Origin of the sequence: Paenibacillus sp. FJAT-27812 (genome assembly GCF_001273905.1) — a bacterium.
Taxonomy (GTDB): domain Bacteria; phylum Bacillota; class Bacilli; order Paenibacillales; family Paenibacillaceae; genus Pristimantibacillus.
On the sequence record NZ_LIGH01000001.1, the window covers coordinates 3,097,661 to 3,120,313 of the forward strand.

18 protein-coding genes are annotated in these 22,653 nt (G+C 49.3%); 12 read left to right on the forward strand and 6 right to left on the reverse strand.

Annotation, left to right across the window (positions count from 1 at the left end; translation table 11 throughout):
• Positions 1-21: 21 nt before the first annotated feature.
• The 4 genes from ADU23_RS13015 (at position 22) to ADU23_RS13030 (ending at position 3,561) form a co-directional block, all read left to right on the forward strand.
• Positions 22-1,140, forward strand: a complete 1,119-nt coding sequence (locus tag ADU23_RS13015) for a sensor histidine kinase (protein WP_053374129.1) — start codon at positions 22-24, stop codon at positions 1,138-1,140.
• A 28-nt stretch (positions 1,141-1,168) separates the two neighbouring features.
• A complete protein-coding gene (locus ADU23_RS13020) occupies positions 1,169-1,768 on the forward strand; it encodes a response regulator transcription factor (protein ID WP_053374130.1) in 600 nt (199 codons plus the stop codon).
• Positions 1,765-2,013 (forward strand): YdeI/OmpD-associated family protein, encoded by a 249-nt coding sequence (locus ADU23_RS13025; RefSeq protein ID WP_053374131.1) that lies wholly within the window; start codon positions 1,765-1,767, stop codon positions 2,011-2,013. The genes ADU23_RS13020 and ADU23_RS13025 overlap by 4 nt, the downstream gene beginning before the upstream one ends.
• Positions 2,014-2,118: 105 nt before the next feature.
• The gene (locus ADU23_RS13030) at positions 2,119-3,561 is read left to right on the forward strand and encodes a nicotinate phosphoribosyltransferase (protein ID WP_053374132.1); all 1,443 of its coding nucleotides are present in this window, start codon (positions 2,119-2,121) and stop codon (positions 3,559-3,561) included.
• Between the two features lie 60 nt (positions 3,562-3,621).
• On the opposite strand, the gene ADU23_RS13035 is transcribed toward ADU23_RS13030, so the two are convergent.
• Positions 3,622-4,587, reverse strand: a complete 966-nt coding sequence (locus tag ADU23_RS13035) for an acetylxylan esterase (protein ID WP_053374133.1) — start codon at positions 4,585-4,587, stop codon at positions 3,622-3,624.
• A gap of 198 nt (positions 4,588-4,785) precedes the next feature.
• Between ADU23_RS13035 and ADU23_RS13040 the strand changes: the two genes are divergently transcribed.
• Entirely contained in the window at positions 4,786-5,808 is a 1,023-nt protein-coding gene (locus ADU23_RS13040; RefSeq protein ID WP_053374134.1) for an S-layer homology domain-containing protein, read from the forward strand.
• Between the two features lie 82 nt (positions 5,809-5,890).
• On the opposite strand, the gene ADU23_RS13045 is transcribed toward ADU23_RS13040, so the two are convergent.
• The 4 genes from ADU23_RS13045 to ADU23_RS13060 all read right to left on the reverse strand — a co-directional run bounded on the left by ADU23_RS13045 (position 5,891) and on the right by ADU23_RS13060 (position 13,119).
• Positions 5,891-6,763, reverse strand: a complete 873-nt coding sequence (locus tag ADU23_RS13045; protein ID WP_053374135.1) for a tetratricopeptide repeat protein — start codon at positions 6,761-6,763, stop codon at positions 5,891-5,893.
• Positions 6,764-6,790: 27 nt separating this feature from the next.
• Complete coding sequence (locus ADU23_RS13050; RefSeq protein ID WP_053374136.1) at positions 6,791-7,756, reverse strand: ATP-binding protein; 966 nt, start codon at positions 7,754-7,756, stop codon at positions 6,791-6,793.
• A gap of 209 nt (positions 7,757-7,965) precedes the next feature.
• Positions 7,966-10,410, reverse strand: coding sequence for a beta-propeller domain-containing protein (locus tag ADU23_RS13055; RefSeq protein WP_053374137.1), 2,445 nt, complete (start codon positions 10,408-10,410; stop codon positions 7,966-7,968).
• 117 nt (positions 10,411-10,527) lie between these two features.
• Entirely contained in the window at positions 10,528-13,119 is a 2,592-nt protein-coding gene (locus tag ADU23_RS13060) for a LuxR C-terminal-related transcriptional regulator (protein ID WP_053377610.1), read from the reverse strand.
• Between the two features lie 163 nt (positions 13,120-13,282).
• Here ADU23_RS13060 and ADU23_RS13065 point away from each other — a divergent pair, with 163 nt between their 5' ends.
• Complete coding sequence (locus tag ADU23_RS13065) at positions 13,283-16,714, forward strand: S-layer homology domain-containing protein (protein WP_053374138.1); 3,432 nt, start codon at positions 13,283-13,285, stop codon at positions 16,712-16,714.
• Between the two features lie 481 nt (positions 16,715-17,195).
• Here the strand turns inward: ADU23_RS13065 and ADU23_RS13070 are convergent, their stop codons facing one another.
• On the reverse strand, positions 17,196-17,936 hold the full coding sequence (locus ADU23_RS13070; protein ID WP_053374139.1) for a hypothetical protein: 741 nt from the start codon (positions 17,934-17,936) through the stop codon (positions 17,196-17,198).
• 284 nt (positions 17,937-18,220) lie between these two features.
• Here ADU23_RS13070 and ADU23_RS13075 point away from each other — a divergent pair, with 284 nt between their 5' ends.
• The 6 genes from ADU23_RS13075 (at position 18,221) to ADU23_RS13100 (ending at position 22,547) form a co-directional block, all read left to right on the forward strand.
• Positions 18,221-18,604: a (deoxy)nucleoside triphosphate pyrophosphohydrolase gene (locus ADU23_RS13075; RefSeq protein ID WP_053374140.1), complete on the forward strand. Its 384-nt coding sequence runs from the start codon at positions 18,221-18,223 to the stop codon at positions 18,602-18,604.
• 30 nt (positions 18,605-18,634) lie between these two features.
• Positions 18,635-19,546, forward strand: a complete 912-nt coding sequence (locus tag ADU23_RS13080) for a Gfo/Idh/MocA family protein (RefSeq protein WP_053374141.1) — start codon at positions 18,635-18,637, stop codon at positions 19,544-19,546.
• Between the two features lie 13 nt (positions 19,547-19,559).
• Positions 19,560-20,354, forward strand: a complete 795-nt coding sequence (locus tag ADU23_RS13085) for an alpha/beta fold hydrolase (RefSeq protein ID WP_053374142.1) — start codon at positions 19,560-19,562, stop codon at positions 20,352-20,354.
• 203 nt (positions 20,355-20,557) lie between these two features.
• Positions 20,558-20,926 (forward strand): GntR family transcriptional regulator, encoded by a 369-nt coding sequence (locus ADU23_RS13090; protein ID WP_053374143.1) that lies wholly within the window; start codon positions 20,558-20,560, stop codon positions 20,924-20,926.
• Positions 20,923-21,804, forward strand: coding sequence for an ATP-binding cassette domain-containing protein (locus tag ADU23_RS13095; protein WP_053374144.1), 882 nt, complete (start codon positions 20,923-20,925; stop codon positions 21,802-21,804). The genes ADU23_RS13090 and ADU23_RS13095 overlap by 4 nt, the downstream gene beginning before the upstream one ends.
• Positions 21,801-22,547, forward strand: coding sequence for a hypothetical protein (locus ADU23_RS13100; protein WP_053374145.1), 747 nt, complete (start codon positions 21,801-21,803; stop codon positions 22,545-22,547). Before ADU23_RS13095 ends, ADU23_RS13100 begins: the two co-directional genes overlap by 4 nt.
• The last annotated feature ends 106 nt before the right edge of the window (positions 22,548-22,653 follow it).

Consider the following 22,653-nt stretch of genomic DNA (forward strand, 5'->3'; position numbering starts at 1 on the left):
ACAAAAAAAGGGTGGACGACCATGAACAAGTGGTATCAGATTTTTCATAAAAATACAGGTCTGAGCCCTTACGTATGGGTAGTCTTCTGTATCTTGCCTTTTTACTTTATATTCCGATCTTCCTCGCCTTACGAGGTCGTATCCGGCATTATTATGATTATCCTGTTCTTTATTTGTTATCGGTTATCCTTCGTTTCCAAAGGATGGCTCGTATACTTCTGGACGAGTGTGCAAATCGTCATATCGATTGCGATGACGATGTTGTTCAGCTACGTCTATTTTTCGATTTTTTTGGCCTTCTTTATTGGCAATATTCAGAATCGAGCTGGCTTCTTCACGCTGTATACGATTCATATCGTAAGTACGTTCGTTACGGTCAATTACGGCTTTGCCACGCAAAACTCCTTATTTTTCACACAGTTCCCATTCATCCTGATCAGCCTTATCGTCGTTATTCTCCTTCCCTTCAACACGTACAGCCGGAATAAGCAGGGACAGCTGGAAGGGCAGCTAGAGGATGCGAATAAGCGAATATCAGAGCTGGTTAAGCTTGAGGAAAGACAGCGGATCGCGCGTGATTTGCATGATACGCTTGGACAAAAGCTTTCTCTCATCGGCTTAAAGAGCGATCTGGCAGGAAAGCTAATGGTCAAAAACCCGGCGCAGGCCCAAGCTGAAATTAATGACGTACGCCAGACGGCGAGAATGGCATTAAAGGAAGTGCGGGAAATGGTTACGCAAATGCGCGGCACAAGGCTTGAGGACGAAATGTTTCGGGTAAAGCAGATTTTGAAGGCGGCCGAAATCGAGTTCGAGCTTGAGGGCGATTTGAAGCTGGGACAAACGAATCTGTTGACCGAAAATGTACTCAGCATGTGCTTGAAGGAAGCGGTAACGAACGTCGTGAAGCATAGCGGGGCAACGGTTTGCTTGGTTGCGATTGAATCCTCGCGCACCGATTTTTTGCTTAAGGTAAAGGACAACGGCGTCGGTATTCCCGATGAGGCTCGAAATTACGGCGGGCATGGCCTTCAAGGCATGAAGGAGCGGCTTGAATTCGTAAACGGCAGCCTCGATATCGTCAATGAAGACGGGGCAAAGCTCGTGATAAGGGTTCCGAATGTCATTAAACAAAACTAACGCTTTGCGAACGAAGGGATTGAGGGTTATGATTCGAATCGTTATTGCCGAGGACCAACGCATGCTGCTTGGCGCCCTCTCTTCTCTGCTTGATTTGGAAGAGGACATGAAGGTCGTCGGAAGAGCGAGCAACGGAGAAGACGCCATTAGTTTAGTTCATCAGCATAAGCCTGACATTTGTATTATGGATATTGAAATGCCGGCAAAGACGGGGCTTGATGCTGCCGAGGAGCTTAAGGGGCAAGGCTGCAAGGTCATCATTTTGACGACATTTGCAAGGTCGGGCTACTTTGAACGTGCGCTCAAAGCAGGCGTGAGCGGCTACTTGCTGAAGGACAGCCCAAGCGAGGAGCTTGCCGATTCGATTCGCAGCGTGATGGCGGGACGGCGCATCTTCGCCTCCGAGCTGGTGGATGAGGCATACGGCCAGGAAAATCCGTTAACGGAGCGGGAGAAGGAAGTGCTTGTTCTCGTTGCAGACGGGAAGAACACGAAGGAAATTGCAAGCGAGCTGTTCATTACGACGGGAACGGTCCGCAATTATATTTCCGTCATTCTCGATAAGCTTGATGTCAGCAACCGCATTGAAGCGATTACTCGTTTTAAAGAGAAGGGCTGGTTCAAATGAAAGTCCTTAATTTTGAAGCGGTTTTGGTGAAGCCGGCAGCAGTCGGGGCTTGGACATATGTAACGGTTCCTTTTGACGTGGAAGAGCATTTTGGGCAAAAATCGCAGGTCGCGGCAAGCCTCGCCTACTCAGGTCAGAAAGAATGCGTGAGCTGGATTGAATCGGCGAAGAAGGCTGAAACGAGAATCGATCGAATCAGCAAAGCGAATCAAAAATTATCAGGCGGACAAAAGCTGAAATCATAATGCGCCATGGAGACGGCTATGACGTTCTCACGGGCGTATTTTTTGTTGTTTCAGAGTGATCGATCCGACTTCAGGAAAGATTACTAAAGGAAGGGAGTTAATGGGATGAGCTATACGAATTTGACACTTCATACCGATAAGTATCAAATCAATATGATGTACGCGCACTTTCTGCAAGGAACGATGAATGAAAAGGCTGTATTCGAAACTTCATTCCGGAAGCTGCCTTTTGGCAACGGCTTTGCCGTATTTGCGGGACTAGAGAGAATTGTCGATTATATCCGCTCGCTCCATTTTGGCGATGAGGAAATTGCATATTTGCGCACGCAGGAGGAGAACTACAAAGAGGAGTTTCTGGATGCGCTGCGCGAGTTTCGTTTTACGGGCAATATTTATTCGGTGGAAGAAGGAACGCTGGTTTTTCCCGGCGAGCCGCTGCTATGCGTGGAGGCGCGCATATTTGAAGCGCAGCTTGTGGAAACGGCGATTCTTAATGTCATGAACTACCAGACGCTGATTGCGACGAAGGCTGCACGGATTAAACAGGTGGCGCCGGATGATGTGCTGCTTGAGTTCGGGACAAGGCGCGCGCAAGAGGCGGATGCCGCCATTTGGGGAGCAAGGGCTACCTATATTGCAGGCTTTCATGCGACATCCAACATGCGAGCGGGCATGCTGTTCGGTATCCCTGCCAAAGGAACGCATGCGCACTCTTGGATACAGGGTCATGACACGGAGGAAGATGCGTTCCGCGCTTATGCGAATTCGCTGCCTGACTATGTGACGCTGCTGGTTGACACTTATAATACGCTCAAAAGCGGAGTTCCGAACGCCATTAAAATTGCCCATGAATTAGAGAAACAAGGAAAACGGATGAATGCCATCCGCCTTGATAGCGGCGATCTCGCGTATTTGTCGCAGATGGCGCGTAAGATGCTGGATGAAGCGGGATTGCCTTACGTTCAAATCGTTGCTTCTAACGACTTGGATGAAGCGATTATCGCTAATCTCAAATCACAGGGAGCCAAGATTGATGTCTGGGGCGTAGGGACGAAGCTAATTACCGCTACGGATCAGCCTTCGCTTGGCGGCGTGTACAAGTTGGTCGCGCGTGAGAAGAACGGCGGCTACGAGCCGGTTATCAAAATTTCGGCTAACCCGGAGAAGGTATCGACCCCAGGCTTTAAGGGGCTGTACCGAATCATTAATACACAAACCGGGAAAGCGGAGGCGGATTATATTACGCTTAGAGATGAACAGCATCTCGCAAGGGGAGAACGAATTAAGCTATTCGATCCCATTCATCCTTATATACACAAATACATTGAAGGCTATGAAGCGATCCCGCTTTTAAAACCGATTTTTATGCAGGGGGAATTAGTGTACAAGCTTCCGAGCTTGGAGCAAATCCGCACTTATCATAGCGGACAGTTCGAGCTGTTTTGGCCGCAATATTTGCGCAAGCTGAACGCTGAAGCGTATCGCGTTAATTTAAGCGTAGCGTTATGGGAGCTGAAGCGGGACCTGATTCATCAGCATCAGATGTAATAACAAAGGACACTTGCGCACGGGGGTCGTGTACAGGTGTCCTTTGGCGTTTTTACGACTTTATTTTTGCAAATAATCTATAAATAATTGCAGGCGCGGCGCAATGGAGCCAGGCACAAGCTCATGCCCGAAGTAGCGATAGACAGCGATGTCCTTCTCGCATGCCAAATGGTTGTAAACGGCAAAGACGGTGGATGGAGGCGTAATATCGTCGACGAGCCCGATCGTCAGCCAGGAGTAGCAGCGAATGCGCGGTGCCAAATTCATAATATCGAAATAGGTTAACGTGTCCTTCGCGTTAGCTTCGATCAAAGGGCTGCCGGAGTGGCGGCGGAAGTAGTCGTTCAACTCGCTGTAAGGTCCGCGCGGCGTCACGTCAATTGCGCGCTCAAAATGCGAGAGGTACGGGTGATCGGCAACCGCCAGCTTAGGCACATCCGATAGGGCGGCTGCCGCCAGCGTAATCGCGCCGCCTTGGCTGCCGCCGGTTACGGCGATTCGGCTGGCATCAACCTCGGGCATAGCGGCTAATACTTCAATGGCGCGCACCGCATCCATGTAGACGGCCCGGTAATAATACTCCTCTTTGTTCTGGATGCCCTTCGCCATCCAACCGGCTACATGGCCGTTAGATGAAACAACATTGTCCTCGCTCTCGCCATGCTGGCCTCGGCAGAACATTTTCAGTACGGCATAGCCCTTCAAAGCAAGGTTAACCGTATCATGAATATCCCCATCAACGCACCAATTATAGCCGTGGTAAGAGACGATGCCCGGGAGCGGCTCCGCCTGTACGGGCAAAGCGAGAATCGCTTCGATTTTCGCATCATTAAAGCCTTGGTAGAACACGCGGTAAACCTTTAAGCCTTTAACCGGATAGTTCAGTTCAGAGCGCTCATAAGCAAGCGGTACTGCGGCTAATTCGGCTAGCGTCGCGGTCCAGAAATCATCAAAATCCGCTCGACGCGTCAGGGCCGGCGTATATTCCCGCAATTGATCAAGGGGCAAATCATAGGGCTGTGCCATTTTACTAACCGCCTTTTTTATAGAGTTTTTATGCTGGTGCTCAAAGCTAGGATGATGATAACAATTGCGCTATGAAAGCGCAACCCTGATTTTTGAGCCATAAATGTTTGGAAATATGTAGGGGGAAAAAGGGAATGCTGGATCTTTTGTTGAATTATTAATTTGGAAGTACTATTCATTTTATTTGGAGGTTAAGGCATGAAGAAAGGTAACAAAGCTTTTGTATTTTTGCTTACAGTATGTTTAATGGCGGTTTCATTCGCTATTCCGGCTGCAGCAGCCGAAATTCCTAAGGAAAACTATACGTTTTCTGTGTCCAAACAGTCGGGTGAAGTAAAGGAAAAGATCACACTTGACGATTTTGGAGATATTTACGAGGATTTAGAAATTACAGCTACTATCGTTCCGGAAAATACAGTTTTAACTTTCACGCCGAAGGTTGATATGAAAGCTAGCGTGTCGGGCTACATTTTGAAGGACGGTATTATGGTCAGAAACGAATTGCCTTGGACGATTAATGGCAAAGAGGTAAGAACGAATGACCTGAAGGCAAATACGACCGTGACCGTGAATTTCTCTTACGGGCTGCCTTACTATGAATTGTTCATATGGGATGAGGCAACAGAGAATACAACGATTTATTATTTCAAGGCTGAAAAAGGTGCGGTTACAACGGACCAGCCTGATGCTTGGGCAAAAGCTGAGGTGGATGAAGCCATTGCTGCCGGGCTCGTACCGACTGAGCTGCGTACAAACTATAAACAAAAAATTACACGAGCTGATTTTTCGAAAATCATTATTAAACTGCTAGAGGTCAAAACAGGGCAAACCATCGATGAAATCTTGTTGGAAAATGAAGTTAGCCTTGCCGACAATCCATTCACGGATACAGCGATTAAAGAAGTTATTGCTGCTAATTTGATGGGGATCGTTAACGGCAAAGGAAATGGAAAGTTTGATCCTAACGGCAGCATCACCAGACAAGAAGCGGCTATTATGCTCACGAATACGGCGGAGGTGCTGGGCTATGAAACGGAAGTAGATGCTTCGGCATTTGCTGACAGCAGCAGCATCGCGAGCTGGGCGAAGCCGGGCGTTGATTTTGTATTTATGTTCGGGATCATGAAAGGAACGGACAGTAAAAACTTCAGCCCAAAAGGCACGTATACGCGCCAGCAAGCTTACATTACAATCGGACGATTAGACAAAGCATTGGAATAGCACGAGAATAGGCATCACAAAAGAAAAGACGTCTTATACGGTCCATGAAGGCCGTAAAGACGTCTTTTTGCTATTGTGCGGCTTATCTTCGGCGCGTCCAGCCATACACTTTGACATGAACAAGAAGCTTGGTAACCCAGTGGGTAATGATATATAGGACGATAAATAGGATGACGAGCGGTTTAAACAAGAGCCAAAGAAAGATCCAGCTGAGGAAAATTTGCCACGGCTTCATTTTCTTAATCAGATTGCCTGGCAGAAGCATAATACGATAAAATTTATAATTTTTTTGGAGCCCTTTCAGAAATTCCTCGCGAATTTGCTTGTTATCCGGATCTAGCCTGATGGCGTTTTTGAGCATGAGCAGATAATCGTCATAATCATTCCGCCTTTCGGCGGACCAAGCCAGATACAAATAAACCAAATCCGACTCTACCTCAAGGCGCAAGGCGATGTTCGACAGCCGTCTGGATTCGGGGAAATTTTGCAGCAGAGCTTCGTTATAGCTTAGGTTAGCCAGATAAAGCGGATTCTCAGGCGAAATCTCAAGACCTTTCAACAGGTAGTCTCTAGCTTCTTCAAATCTCCCTTTTTTGTTGCTTATATTAGCGCGCAAGAAAAAATAGTGCGGCTCATAGGGATCGATTCGCTGTGCGTCGTCAACTGCTTGCAAGGAATCGGCCCACTGCTCCATCGCGTAATAGGAATTGGCTCTAACGAACCAGGCCAGCCCGTTTTCCGGATCACGCTTAAGCGCCTCGCCGGACCAGCGAAGGGCGTGGTCAAAGTTTTCCGTTCGAAAGCATACATGTCCAAGCAGCGCGTAGGCATCCGGATCTTCCGGCATTTCCCGAATAAGCTGGAGCGCCTCCTCGGATGCTTCTTTATACTTGCTCCACTGCATCAGCTGTGTAATGCGATCATAACGCTGACTGCTTATAGCCGTCTCTATCATAGATATGCCTACCTCGCTATTAGTCGATTATTTCAAACTGTTTTTTTTCATATAATCGAGTACGATTTGATAGTCTTGGTTGACATCACTGAAGGTTGCGTAGTTTTTGGCAGTGGCAAACCAGTCAAGCGTAGTGGCTTTCCGCTGCTTGGACGCTTTCTTCAAATCATCCTGCGAGATCGGCTCGATGACACCGGATTCCAGCGTTCTCTCCAAGGCCTCTTCAACGGCATCCTTCACGATTTGCTCCAAATCAGCGCCTGAGAAATGTTTTGTTTCCTTTGATATTTTGCTCAGATCAAGCGTGGCAAGCGGTTTGCCTGCAAGCTTCAGCCGCAAAATCGATTCCCGTTCGTTTTCTTCCGGCGGCGGTACAAAGATCATATGGTTAAACCGACCGGGCCTGCGCAGCGCTGAATCGAGGTACCAAGGCGTGTTCGTCGCGCCAATGACATATACTTGATCGTTAAACGTGCGAAGCCCGTCAAGCTCCATCAGCAGCTGATTGACCAAGATGCGGTCATGATGCTGACGCATCTGGTTGCGGCTGCCGCCCATCGCGTCAAGCTCGTCTATAAAGATGACACAGGGCTTATTTTCTCGCGCTTTCTCGAAAATATCGTGCAAATTGTTTTCGCTTTGCCCAACGTACATGCCAAGAATAGCTTGCAGCTCAATGTGCATGAAGTTCGCATCAATCTCTCCGGCTACCGCTCTAGCCAGAAAGGTTTTGCCGCAGCCGGGAGGGCCGTACAGCAGCAGGCTTCCGCCCGCTTCTTTGCCATAGGCAGCAAACAGCTCAGGCTGCTTCAGCGGCAAAATAAAGTTCATGCGAATTTTTTTCTTCACTTCTTCAAGTCCGCCTACATCAGCGAAAGTTTCATCCGGTTTCTCGGATTCAATTAAATCTTTGCCGTTTGCATCAAAATGAAGCACTTTCAGCTTATTGCGACGGCGATCGGCGAGCTCATCGCGGTCGTTATGATCTGACATCGTCATCATCCTCTTATTGATCATTTTTTATTAGTGTAGCAAATTCATAGCGATTATTGGAGGTTTTATACAAAAAGCTGAAATTTGGGAGATATTGTTACACAATGGGCCATTTTTCATATTCAGAGTAGTAAAAGATCGCCCATGTTCTACCCTTAGGGAAGACGAAGGCGATCTTTTGCTTAATGGACAGATTTCGAAGATGCAGGTTATTCGGCAACCATCAATGGCTGCACCAGCCGGCCGTCCGGATATACCGTGCTTTCCTCGGGCTTAGCCGGATAGGTGAGCGAGCCGCTTTCTTTTAACGTAGTTAGATTGTTTGCTTTGAGCATACGATCAGACAGCGTATAGAGCATATCTCCCGAATAGAGAATGCGCCGAACGGCTTTTTCGTAATCAAAGCCGTATTGCCCGCTCTTCGCGAGATCTTCTGCTGTCAAATGAGTAATCCGGCTGCGCAGCGTAAAGCCCTTCTGCAAGTCAATGCCATAGACATAGGCTCCTTGATACGTGAATTCACCGTAAGAGAGCGAATCGGCAGGCTTAAGCGTCGCTTTGTTCTTAATTTCCTGAAGCTCTACCGGAAACGCCAGCAGCCCTTTTTCCTTGGAGAAGAGCAATGCCTTATGATCCTGCAAAAGCTCGGAATTCGTGCCGCGATCACCGATGATTTCTTTAAACTTTTCCTTAGGGTGGTTAACGTCCGAGACGTCGAACAGGGCGATCTTCATCCCTTGGTAAAAAGCGGTCGTCTCATCAGCGCTCATTCCTTTGGAAGGGAGCTCGATCGTTTCCTTGCCGAAGCCGATGATATGGTTCTCGTCATAAGGATGCAAGTAGTCGCTGTAGCCGGGAATTTTCAGCTGCCCGAGCACCGTAGGTTTAACCGGGTTATTCAGATTAATGACGAACAGCGGATCAATGTTGCGGAAGGTAACCATATAAGCGCGGCCGCCCATGAAGCGGACGGAGTAAATGCGCTCGCCTGGCGCCAAGCCCTCCAGCTTCCCGACCGTGTTAAGCTTCTCATCCAGCACGTAGAGGTTGTTGGTTGAGCCTTCTTTGCCGTTTGCGAGCATGCCGTCCTTCGTCAATGCAATTCGGAAGAAGCCCTCATGCTCATCCATCGAGAACTGGTTTAAAATAGTGCCGGGAACCGACCCTTCGCCAATATAGACGATTCGTCCTTGGTCAAGGCGGAATTTGTGAATTTGCGTCTCCTGCTTATAGGTGCCATCCTTCGCTGTATATTTGGAAATGGCAACGTATAAATGTTTTTCAGAGGCGTAAATCGTCTCGCTTGAACCGAGATAAGCTGATAATTGCAATGGCTGATCAGCAGCATCAAGGTCGATTGCTCCGACGAGCATCATATTCGGTTCGGGTGAATCAGGGAAATAGCGAATCGAATCAAGGGGCAGTGATTTTTGCTCGCTAGACACCGCCGAATCGCTATACACGGGTTGAAAGGAGAGGGCGTATTGATCTTTCGCAGCATCGCCGCCGCTCTGTTTATCGTACAACGGGTAAGCATAGTTGTTCTTGTTGGTCACAATATAGAAAGCGCTGCCGATTTTACGCGAGGAGCCGTAGCTGCCTTCCTGCTCGATCTCGCGCATAAGCTTCGGCTGACCCGCTTCATTCAGCTCGTAGATAAGCGTTTTTACCGTATAGCGCATCGGTACGGGCATCCATAACCCTCTTTTTGCCTCAGAGGCGGTTGAGGCAGCCGTGCCGCTCTCCTTGCTTGCGACATTGCCGCTTGCAGCTGGCGTAGTGCCGGTATCCGCATTATTGGGCAGTCTGGCTTGATGATGGCCAATGACGACTAAACGGTTGTCATCGACATAAAATTCTAGTGGCGTGAAGCCGTCCTTCGCCGCATATGCAACCGTTGCTGCAAGCTTCGGCTTAGCAGGATCAGCAATATCGGTAATGAGCACGCGCGATCCGCTAAGCTGATAGATGAAGCGGCCATCCGTTTTGGCCCAGTCCGCCTCATCTACTCCGCCAACTTGTACATTCGTTTGAGAATAGTCGCCATCGCTTTTGGACTCCTCCGAGGCGGGGGCTGCGTTATCGACAATCTCGTTTTGACCTGCTAGTATTTCGATCTTATTAAGCTGTCCGCCCTGGGCGTTACTTGCTCCCATTAGCTCGCGGAGTTTCTCTTCAGAGCCAATCGTCGGCAGCTGCAGCGGATCGTCAATCGTTATGATCCGATTGACAGCATCCCAAGCTACGACAGCGCCTAGCGCTTCGGAGATGGCACGGAGCGGAACCATTGTAACGTCGTGATAGAGGCGGGCGGGTGCTTCTAATCGAATGCTCTTGCCGTTTGCGGTCATTAAGGCAGAGTCGATTGTGAGAGAAGCGGTTCGATCATCGCGCTTGAGCGTAATCATTTGCTGACCATTTGTTCCGGTTTGGTAGCTGACCTCTGCTCCTAAACCTTCCGAAATTTCCCGCAATGGAACAACGGTATTGCCATTCTCGATAAAAACATGGGTAGATAAAGCTAGCTTTGTGCCCCGAACGACAAGCTGAATATCAGAATCCGCGGAAACCTGTTTCAGGAACGGCCCCCCGGCCGCGGGAGCGAGAAGCAATAACGCAGCTAGAAGCAGCGCAGCAGCCGCTTTTTTTCGCATGAATAACCCTCCTATTTCCTATTTTTGATGATGCAGTTATCTAGCAAGATTTGGTTACCCTCCTTAACGAAAGGATTGCGGTTATAGTTGCGCGAAAAGAAGGTCATTTGTGTAAAATTATTCCCCGTCCAGCAGCTGCAGCTGCTGTGCAGCCAGCAGTGCCTGCGTTCGCGACGAGACGCCGAGCTTCGCATAAATGCGGGAGACGTATACTTTGATGGTTCCCTCTGCGAGCATCAGCGTTTGGGCAATTGATCTGTTCGAAGCTCCTTGGCGGATCAGCTTAAGCAGCTCAAGCTCGCTGCGGGTTAACTCCTCAGTAGGAGCTGCCTCCGCAGCTTCTTCAAGCCTGCTCGGAAAATGCTGCAGCAGCCTTTGTACGTATTCATTTGCAACAGTGCTATTCAGCGGGGAATCAGGAGCGAGCGACCGCTGCATTGCATATTTTTGGAGCAACCCCTGCATTCTTGCTCCTTCATCGACGTAGCTTCTTATATAGTGAAAAGGCTCGGTAATAGTCAGCGCCTCGTGCAGAAGACGGAGCGCGCTCGCCCGATGCCCGCGCTGCTCCGTGAGACAAGCTTCGAGTATCGTTATTTCCACGACGCTTATGAGCTGATTCTCTCTAACCGCTTGAGCTTTGAGCAGCGAGAGGACGCGAAGCGCGTCGGCTTCCTTGTGCTGAGCGCCGAGCAGCCTCGCGAGCGTCACGTATTCGTAGCATCGGCTGAGCACAGGCCGCTCCTTCGCGGAAATATGGAGCTTAGGCAGTTCTTTCCTCGCAAGCGGGAGATTGCCTTCCCTTAGATAAAGCCTGATTTTGCATGCGATCAGCGCCTGCTTCCAGTGCAAGCTTTCGCGTTCTCTTGTCATGGCTTGAAGGGCTGCATCAATCGTATCATGAGCCAAATACGCCATGCCCTGCGCCATGTAAATCATAGCTTGCGTGATTTGATTAGGAATGTACAGCCCCGGCGTTTGGTTTGCGCGCGCGGCTCGTTCAACAACCGGGAGAAGGGCAGCGGCGTCATCTAACCGATCCCACTCGTAGTAGCCCTCGCATAGCGATTGCATCACATAGAGATTGATGAGCGATTCATTCCAGTTATGCCTTCTCAGCGTGCTTGTAAAAAGATGGGCAATGCTCTCGGTAGCAGCGGTCAGCGTCCCGTTCATGCCAAAGGAAGTTCGCCGCACAAGCGGCTCCGTCTGGTTGTAATTGAAATTATAGTAGATGGAGCTTTGCGGGAGCATCTCGTCTAATCCCCCATTTGCAAAGGCTATCCACTGCTCGAATCGGCCGCTCGTAAACAGCAAATTTGATTTGACGAATAACAGCCCGCTCTGTATTTCTTGCCCTAGCTCATGATCAGGCAGCTGCTGAATGCGCTCTATCATCATCTCGGCGCGATCGGACTGTCCGGTCACGATAAGGACAAAGGCATGAAGCAGCGCCGTATCGGGCGATCGCTTCATCCTATCCTCTGGGAAGCTGTCCAGCCATCGCAGCAGCGCCGTAAATTCGCCTTGCATGAGCAAGTAGGGAGCATACTTCTCTAGCAGGCTTTCCGTAAGCACAGAATCAGAGGCGGCTATCGCATGGTCGATCGCTTCGATCACATAACCTCGCGATGCGAAGCTTATGCTTGCCGCGCGGTTGCAGGTTAACCACTCATTAGGCTGAAGCCGCTTCATCCGATTTTGCAAAAATTCAGCAAATAAATGATGGTACCGAAACCAGCCGTTATGCTCATCCAGTGAAATAAGGAAGAGGTTGCGCGCTTTAAGCTGCTCCAGCAGTTGATGGCTGTTTTGGTTCTTGGTAACAACCTCGCAAAGCGCAGCATCCATTCGCCCCAGCATGGAGGTCTGAAGCAGAAATTGCAGCATTTCCTCGGACAGCTCGGACAATACCTCTTGGAACATATAGTCGGCGACGGCGCGATGGCCCCCTGTAAAACTATCGATGAGCCTATCATAATCAGAGTCTGATTGAAGCGAGATCGAAATAAGCTGCAGCGCGGTAACCCAGCCCTCCGTTCGCTCGAACAAAGCATCCATTTGCGCGCGAGTGAGGGGAAGCGCGGCAGTATGGCTATAGTAGGCCTCGGTTTCTGCCAGCGTGAACTGCAGCTGACGAACATCAATCGCGGTGTGCTCAGCCTTCGCGGTCCACTTCACAGTGGAGAAAGGCAGCTCGGAGCGGGCAGCGATGACGAGGCGGACATGCCCGGGAAGATGGTCGATAAAATAGGCAACGCTGGCGTGTATGTCCGGCAGTTCGATATATTGATAATCATCCCACACAAGGACGACCGGCTGAGCAATCGTATAGAGATCGTTAATAAATGCATCAAGGAAAGTATGGATAGACGCAGCGGGAAGCAGAGGCAAGTGCTGCGAGACTCGCTTAACCAAATGAGGGGAGGCGCTCGCGGCGACGGACTGCACGACATATCGCCAAAAGCGGATTAAATCATTGTCTCCTTTTTCTAAGGAAAGCCAGCTAACAAGGCTGCTTGTTTGATCAATCCACTGGCTGAGCAGCGTTGTTTTGCCAAAGCCAGCGGGCGCGCAAACAGTCGTCAAACGGCGTTCTGTTCCTTGGTCCAACAGCTCCGTCAGCCTTCTGCGCGGCACTAGATTTTTTCTTAATTGGGGAAGCACGGTTTTTGTTTGCAAAAGAACATGATTGGGTGATGGATTCATAACGCCTCCACAAATGATGACAAATTTCTCTTTTTTTCTATTATAGGCTACTTTTTCTGACAAAATCGAGCAAAAGTTAACTTTCGGCAATCGTTTTCCTTTTTTTCTGTTGCTAGAATCGTAGACGACGATAAAGCAGCTTGAAGAAAGGGAAGTGAAAAGGATGGAACGATTTTTCGGAATCAAAAAGGCAGCACGGCTATTGCTGGTCACATGCTTGCTTGCATCGAGTGCAGCAGGCATCTCGGTGGAGCGCGCCGCGGCAGAAGGAGCGGGAGGCAGCTATAGGTTCGAGCGGATGACGCCGGAGCAAGGACATTACTTTGAAATTGTTAGTGATGTAGAAACGGATACAAACGGAAATGTGTATGTAGCCGACTGGGCTAACCGTCAAATTGTTGTATTTGATGCGGCTGGAAAGCAGCTTGGGGCAACGAGCAGCTTTGGGGAAGGGCAGTTCCGGCCAAGCAATATCGTTATTGACCAGGACGGTTTTGTGTATGTGACTAACGGAAGCGAAATTTATAAACTGGCGGTGAGCGAGAGCTTTGTTTTTTCGCAAGTGGAGCAATGGAATGGCGAGGAGATTTTTGGCTATATTGGCGGACTGGCCGTTGATTCCGAGAGCGGAAAGCTCTATGCAGCCGATAACTATTACAATAAAATATGGATTTTGGAAGCGGGAGAGCCGGTGTCCGCAAGCCTTGATTCGTATGACATTGGGGATGAAGGAGGCAGCCCATTCCAACAGCTGTCAGCCCTAACGGTCGATCATGCGGGTAATTTATACGTATCGGATGAAAACCGGATTTTGAAGCTGGATAACGAAGGAAGGCTGCTGGATCAATGGCAAGGAAGCGAGGGGAACGAAGAGCAACTTAATCGCTCAACTCATGTGATGATTGATGAAATCGGAGGAATCGCGGCGGATAGCAGCGGCAATCTATATGTAACGGATAGATCGAGCAACCGTGTTGTTCGTTTTGATTCATCATGGAATGCGGCGGTTATCGGTGAGGAAGGCAGGCGAAATGGCCAGTTCGATCAGCCGGAGGGCATTGCTGTAGCAGGCGACGGCAGTGTCTATGTGGCTGATAAATATAATAACCGCGTCCAAAAGTTTGATGCTGCGCTGCAGCACTTAGACACATGGGGAAGCCTCGGGGGCGAGAGCGGTCAGTTCTATATGCCCGAAAATATAGCCATCGACGCGGACGGCAGTATTTATGTGTCAGACCTAGGCAATAATCGTGTGCAAAAATTCGATAATAGACTGAATTTTTTGGAAGAGGAGGGCGGGGACTCGAACTTCTCGCCATATGGTCTAGCTGCCAATGCAGCAGGGCAAATCTATATAACAAGCTATAGTGACTTAATAAAATACAATCCGTCTGATGAGTCGATAAAAGTAGTGGATAGCGCGCTTGGCGATCCGCAGGACGTAGCGACTGATCGTAATGGCCATGTTTATGTTGCTAATACAATCGGACATACCGTTGAAGTCTTTAATGCAGAGGATGAGCAGGTGAACAGCTTCGTTGGCGAGCCGGATTACGCGGTCGGGTTTTATTTTAGGCCACAAAGCATTGCGGTTGATAGCGAGAGGGGCATCGTATACACAACGGATACGTACCATGTTCAAACGTTCACGCTTGGCGGCGAGCAGTTGGAAGCAGAGTGGGGGAATTTGAATGAAGAGACCATTGGAAATATTTCGGATATCGCGCTAGACAGTGTCGGAAACGTGTATGTTACGGACAGCGAGGACGAGTTGGTTCGTAAATATTCACCGGAAGGGCAATTGCTGGAAAGCTGGGGAAGCAAGGGGAAGTTAGAAGGCGAATTCGACGGACTGCGAGGCATAGCGGTGGACGGGACTGGTAATGTATTTGTAACGGATAGCTATAATTTCCGGGTACAGAAGTTTGATTTTGCAGGAAATCAATTAGCGGCACTCTCACTATCGGGGGCTACGCTAAATGCACCGTTTGATTCTAAGAAGGACGCGTACAGAGCAGATGCAGCCAATCAGGTTTCAACGATCAAGGTTACGCCGACAGCTTTTGACGAGGCAGCTATTATTGAAGTGAACGGCGTGAAGGTAGACAGCGGAACGGCATCGGCATCCATCGAGCTTATTGCTGGGGCCCAAACTCCGATTACTGTGAAAGTAACAGCTCAGGACGGACAGTCCCGAACGTACACCGTATCTGTATTCCGAGCTGCAGCTACTGGCGGAGACGGCGGTACTGGCGGAGATGGCGGTACTGGCGGAAATAGCGGAACAGGGGGAGCTAGCGGAAATGTGACCAATCCTGGTGAGAAGCTGCTTGATAAAACGATTGGCGGACAAGCGGGGCAAGCGATTTTGAAGGATGCCGTTGCAAGTCAAGCCGCGAATGGCAATGTAGAGGTTGTTATAAGCAGTAAGGGAGTGGACGCGCTGCTAGCGCTTTCCCCACGACCAGCCACTGTTAGCGTGGGGGTTATATCCGACACGGCGGAGCAAGTGCTGCTTGCCATCCCCGCAGCGATAGTCGAACTGTCGACCAATAATCCGCAAGCCTTTTTAGAAATCCAGACGGCGATTGGCGCATTGCGCTTGCCGCTTGCAGAGCTAAAGGATCAAGTGAACACGGAGACGGACACCATTCATGTTGTCCTAAATTTTAACGAGAAAAGCCAAGAGGCTCAGCGTGCCGAGTCTGCTCTTCCATTCAACGGTGCTTCATCAATAGGGCTGCCGGTAGTAGGTTTTGAACTAAAAGCAGTGAAGAAGGATGGCGGCTCTAAAGCACTCGAGTATAAGGGGAGCTACGCTCAGCTTATTATGAAGCTGCCGACGAACGATGCCAGCTCGATTAAAGCGTATGAATTAGCCGGCGTATCTATTGGGAACGGCGAGAATGGCGAGGCTTATTCGGTTCCTGCCTTGTTTAGCGGCGAGGCTAACATAGTAACCAAAGTGGAATTAAAGCTTAAGGGTAGCGGGGCATATACGGTTTGGCGGCATATGCGGACGTTTGCGGACGGCACAGTTGCTCCATTTGCGACAAAAGCCATTCAAGCTTTGAGCAATAAGTTTGTGCTGCGCGGCATAAGCATAGCCAGCTTCAAGCCATTCAGCGAAATAACTCGCGCTCAATATGTTACGATGATTTTGCAGGCGCTTGGCATTAGACCGTCTGGCACTTCTGCTGCGGCCTTTACGGACGTAAAGGCGGGACAATGGCATAACGATGCGATTGTAACCGGGTATGGAATGGGACTGGTTAATGGTTATGAGGATGGGTCGTTTAGACCGGCAGGCGTTCTGAACCGACAAGAAATGGTGACCATCCTATACCATGCAATCAAATACACAGGCAAAATTGAAGTTTTGTCGGAAGAAGAAACGAAACAACTGCTAAGTGCATACAGCGATGAGGCAAGTGTTGCGCCTTGGGCGCGCGAAGCGCTCGCGTATGCATTAAAGCAAGGTATAATCCGCGGCACTACAAGCAACAGCCTCAGTCCAACCGACGTGGCAAACCGTGCCCAGGGCGCTGTTCTCATCTACAATATGATGCAAAAGCTCGAACTGATTAATGAGTAACTAACTTAAAGCACAAGGGCATCCCTTTAGCCGTTTTATCTGCTAAAGGGATGCCCTTTCTTTAGCTCGGCCCCCGTACTGGGAATCTAGCCTGAAATGCAGGCTTATCGCGTACGCAGCCAGCCTGTCGCGAGAGTTCGGCCCACCGTGTGCCCAGTCAACTTCCACAGCGGCTTCATATTCACGGCAACCCTTGCCGACCAGGCCCATAAAGCTGGCATCTGAAAAATAGAGCTAGAAACTAGCTCTAACCCCGCCCAATTAACCAATTTTCACAAAATAGAGCTAGAAAGTAGATCAATTTTTCCCCGCCCCGGTCAATCTGCCCCGGAAAGGGCTGATTCCAGAGAAATAGAGCTAGAAACTAGCTCTAAACCCACCCAATTAACCAATTTTCACAAAATAGAGCTAGAAAGTGGACCTAACTCGTCCCGCCCCTGCCAGCTCGCCCACCGAAAAGGGCGGATTTCAGAAAAAATGCTTACAGATGCAATCGAGCACCCTTGGCTGTAAGGCAATAGGTGCGTATCCGCTTTTCTCCGGATGCTGGTTCAACAAGCTCTTGCTTCAGCAGCTGCTTCAGGTATTTAAGAGCTGTAGAGTGACTGACTCCAAGCAGCTTCTCGACATCTTTAGGGCTGAAGGGTGCTCTATTACCACGGCGTTGTGCGGAACGCAGGAGCTCACGGGCGAACGCAGGCAAGGGTTGATCCAGCAATTGATCACGACCCAGGCCGTACAATTTGCCAAGCAGCTGCTGGATAAATTGCTGACATTGCCGTGGCCTTTCACGAAGGTCGTCATAGGAAAAACGGACGATGATCCAGTCGTCCAAGACAAGCTGATTTTGCCGAAAGCGGTCATCTGAAAATTTGCGTCGTGAGGCGTTTTTTTGATGCGGTCCATAGCCGTCAATTTCAATGGAGATGCGATAGGGTGGACGCATATAGGTGAAGTCTAAAAATCGGCTCCCATCACGATAATCATTCACCTCGTACTCCGGATGCAAATGCTCAAAGCTTTGCAGAACAGGCAACCAGATGCCGATTGCAAACAGCTGCTCTCCATGATCGTCCCGCTCCACTAACCGTCGCCTTCGCTCACTTGTTGGATCACGCAGCTCGGTATGCTTGAGTATCCACTCCCGATAAGCCAGCTCGGATTCACCCMATTTAATGGTTGATCCAATATTCACGCCGTCAAACGTCATTCGATTTTCCATAAGACCGACCCGCTCCTATCTCCTGAAAATAAAAAAACACCGCTTGTTCTTCGGACAATGGTCCAGAGAATAAGCGGTGTTCTTCACCTAAAAGTATTGTAGCTGAACTGTAAGCGGATGTCATCAGCTTCGTTTTTATTTTAAGCGTAGCAGCATCAACCTCAACAACCCAACGGCTTTTTTTGGCTGCGATCAAATATGCGCAAGGAATCTTGCTTGCAAATTTCGAGAATGAATACCAAAATGGGAGGTAAGGAGTTCGCAATTAGAGGATGTGTGTCTGATTGATTCGGGTAGCAGCAGCTATTATTGAGAATGAGCAGCGATTGCTGCTCATAGCAAAACGCAGAATAGAAAAATCACAGGGTGGACTATGGGAGTTTCCAGGCGGCAAACTGGAGGAGGAGGAGTCGCCTGAGGCGTGTCTGCGCAGAGAGCTGATGGAGGAAATGGGCGTCGAGATCGAAGTGCAAACGTATTTTGGCATAAATGAGCATTGGTATGGTGACTTACAGATTCAACTAATAGCTTATAGAGCGAAGTTTATTGCAGGCGTTATTGCACTGATCGATCATGATGAGTATCGCTGGGTCCGCTCAGAGCAATTAGCTGATTATTCTTTTGCTCCCGCGGATATAAAATTTGTTAACATGCTTATGCAAGGCTAAAAAAATGAGCAAATGAAGAGGTGCCAGAGAATGAGTAAGCTTCGTATCGGAATGGTTGGACTTGGCGGTATCGCTCAAAAAGTATATCTCCCCCTATTATCAAGAGCCTCGGATTGGACGTTTGCAGGCGCTTATTCTCCTAGTGCGGAGAAACGAATGGCTATTTGCGGGGAGTATCGAATCGAATCGTTCGGCAGCTTATCCGAGCTAGCAGAAAGCTGCGATGCGGTATTTGTACATAGCTCGACGGATTCCCATTTTGAAGTTGTGTCTACTCTCCTCAATCGGGGTAAGGATGTATATGTAGATAAGCCGCTTGCGGCAACCTTAGAGGAGTCGGAGCAGCTTGCGGAGCTAAGCGTGAAGCTTGGGAGAAAGCTTATGGTTGGCTTCAACCGCCGATTCGCGCCGTTATACGTACAGGCGAAGCAGCATACGGTTCAGGCTGCATGGATTCGAATGGAGAAGCATCGCACAAATTCGGTCGGTCCTCATATGGTGAATTTTACGATGCTGGATGATTATTTGCATTTGGTGGATACGGCAAGATGGTTGGCGGATGGCAAAGCCGATTTGCAAAACGGGATCGTCCGGATCAACGATGAAAATCAACTGTTATATGCACAGCACCAATACAATGCGTCAGCTGGTTATAGCGTATCGACCGCGATGCATCGCAATGCCGGCACAAGCATCGAACAGCTTGAAATCGTCGCGGCAGGCGAAATGATTCGCGTCAAAAATATGAGTTTGCTCGAGGTGGAGCGGGATGATAAGCTTACAACGATTTTCCCTCCGGCTTGGCAGACGATTTTGAAGCAGCGCGGCTTCGAGGATGCCGTGCATCATTTTGTGCAATGCATCATTCATGATCAGAAACTCGCCGTGGATGGCGAGGAGGCTTTGAAATCACAACAGCTGCTGATGAGCATGCTGAATTAAGGACGTGTATGAAATGAATCAGGATTCAGCGGCTTTGCCAAAACCGAAGCAGGGGCGTAGAAGAAAGGTGCTGATCTGGGCGGCAGGCATTGTATTAGCTCTATTATTAACGCTCGTTATCGTGTATCAGGTTATGGTATATTCGCCGTCGCCGGAAGCTAAAGCGGCAATGAAAAGCGATGACCAGGTAACGGTCGGCATCGGACAAGCCGGCTATCGCTTTGAGCCTGCTGCAGGCGAGGCGGCTGTGAAGCAGCCGAATGTTGTTTTTTATCCGGGCGGATTGGTAGATCCTAAGAGCTACACTCCTTTTGCGCGGGAATTGGCAGAGGCCGGTCACCGTGTATACATCGCCAGCATGCCGCTCAACCTTGCTTTTATGGGGCAAAATAAAGCGGATGCCTTCATTGCCGAGCATCCTAACGAGAGTTACGTGCTAGGCGGACACTCGCTTGGCGGTGTTTTTGCGTCAAGGTATGCCGCTGAGCATCCGGATCAAATCGAGGGCATTTTCTTCTTGGCGGCTTATGCGGAAAAGGCCGGAAGCCTAGCCGATGCAAAGCTTCCGGTATTGCAAATTACCGCTTCTAACGATGGGGTGCTGAACTGGGAGGACTGGGGCAAGGGGAAGGCGTTTATGCCTAGCCATACGCAGTATGTCACCATTGAAGGCGGCAACCACGGCCAATTCGGTTCCTACGGCGTTCAAAAGGGCGATAAACAAGCGACCATTACGCCACAGGAGCAGCTGGATCAGGTTAGCCGCGAGCTGCTTGGTTGGATGAAGGGTATTCACGCATCTGAGTAAATATCCATAACGATGGAATGGTCTTGCTGTGCTTGGCATAAAGTAAGGACAAGAAGCTGTCTCATGAGGTCAATGACCTGATGGGGCGGCTTTTTTTGTTTTGTAAAAAGACGAGCTGTATCCAAATAGGCTTGACATCGGATAATGTTAGTTGTATGGTTAGTTACATAAGTAATGAACCGTAGAAGCAAAGAGGTGATGGCGTGTTTGATGACCGAAGTCCCATATACCAGCAGATTGCTGACAAAATTAAAGACGATATCATTAGCGGCGTTCTGCAAGAAGATGAGCAGGTGATGTCTACGAATCAATATGCTGCGTTTTATCGCATAAACCCGGCTACCGCAGCGAAAGGCTTCCATTTGTTAACGGAGGAAGGCATTTTGTATAAGAAAAGGGGAATCGGCATGTTTGTGAGCGGTGAAGCGCGGCAATCGTTGCTTATGCAGCGCAGGGAGCGTTTTTTTGAGGAGGTTGTCGATCAAATGCTTGCGGAGGCCGAGAAGATCGGAGTGCCGCTGGCAGATATTATAGGTCGAATCGAACAGGTGAGAGGGAGGGACGGGAAATGACGCTTCCGGTAGAGGTGAGCCATTTGCAGCTGCGTTATGGTTCTTTTGCGGCGCTTGAGGATATTTCGTTTAAGCTGGAGGGCGGCAAAATATACGGTCTTCTAGGCCGGAACGGCTCTGGCAAAACAAGTCTGCTATCGATACTAGCCTCTTATCGCGAACAATCAGGCGGCAACGTAGCCATTGATGGCGAAGCCCCCTTCGAAAATGCGCGAATTATGGAGCAAGTATGCTTCGTTCAAGAAAGCGGCCACATGCCCGAAACCCTTTACGTACGAGATGTGTTAAAGCTAGCAGCAAGCTGCTGGCAGAACTGGGATGCTGATTACGCAGACCGGCTCATACGTCAATATGAGCTTCCGCTGAAGAAGCGGGTGGCATCGCTCTCGCGAGGAATGAAATCTGCGCTTGGCGTGACATTAGGCCTTGCCAGCCGCGCCCCGGTTACGATTTTTGACGAGGCTTATCTTGGCATGGATGCTCCTTCTCGCTATACCTTTTACGAAGAGCTTCTAAATGATTATATGGAGGCGCCTCGGACATTCATTTTATCCACGCATTTAATTGAGGAGGTAGGCTCCTTGTTTGAGGAGGTGCTTATTTTGGATAAAGGGCGCTTGCTCATGCATGAGGAAACAGAGGCGCTTCGCGCGCGCGGCGCATCCATTACCGGACCAAGCGACAGCGTAGACCGTTTCGTTAGCGGCTTGACGGTGCTTGGCGAACAGAAGCTGGGCAAGACGAAGTCGGCTACGGTGTTCGGCGAACTCACGGAACAAAAACGAAAGGCAGCATTGGCGGAAGGGCTTGAGCTTGGGCCTGTATCGCTGCAGGATCTGTTCGTTCATTTGACCAAGAAACGAGGGGATGAGTTATGAGCGGCAAGAGAAAACATCCCGTGCTGAATGTAGCACAGCATCTGCTGTACACCTTTCGCTGGACGTTCTTCTTCTATTGGATTATTTTCATATTGGTCTTTATTGGCCTTGCTGTTTTAGTAAATGAAAAGGTCATTCCTGACGGAGAATTGAATTTAAATGAAATATGGGAGAGCGTAACGATTTCCCCTAAAATATTTCTCATGGTCATCGGCATTTTGCTGACCCCCGCGTCTCTTGCGAGTTTTGTTGCGTGCGGCGTTACGAGGCGGCATTTCATACGGGGCGTGACTCTCTTCATGGCAGTGAGCTCAGCGCTGTTAGCGCTCCTTATGATGGCAGGCATTTCGTTCGAGCAGTTTATTTATGAGCGGAATAATTGGTCCATTGAGCTGCAAAACACTCATCTATTTACTTCCCCTTCGCAGCTAGGCTTGGTTTTTGTTGAATATTTTTGCTTGTTCTTTGCTTACTTTGGCAGCGGTTGGCTCATCGGTTCGGGTTATTATCGGTTCCACTGGCGGAACGGGTTGCTTATTACACTTGTGGCGATTGTTACGGCAGTGGCGATGGACATCGTATTAACCTCAAAGTGGCTGGGCGAGCTGCTGCAATCCCCATTTAATGCCCAGCATACGCCAGTCGCTGCAGTCGTACTGCTTGCCATCCTCGTGATAGCGATTATCGTGGTACTGAACGATAGGATCCTTCGCCGTGTAGCGATCAAGAAAAAAATGTTTTAATAGCAAATGACAAGGCTGCTGCTGAAGGTCGTGACGATCTTTGGGGCTGCTTTGTTTATTTTCCCCCTTGGCGAAAATGATTGTGCTTTTTGGAAATAGTGGGAAA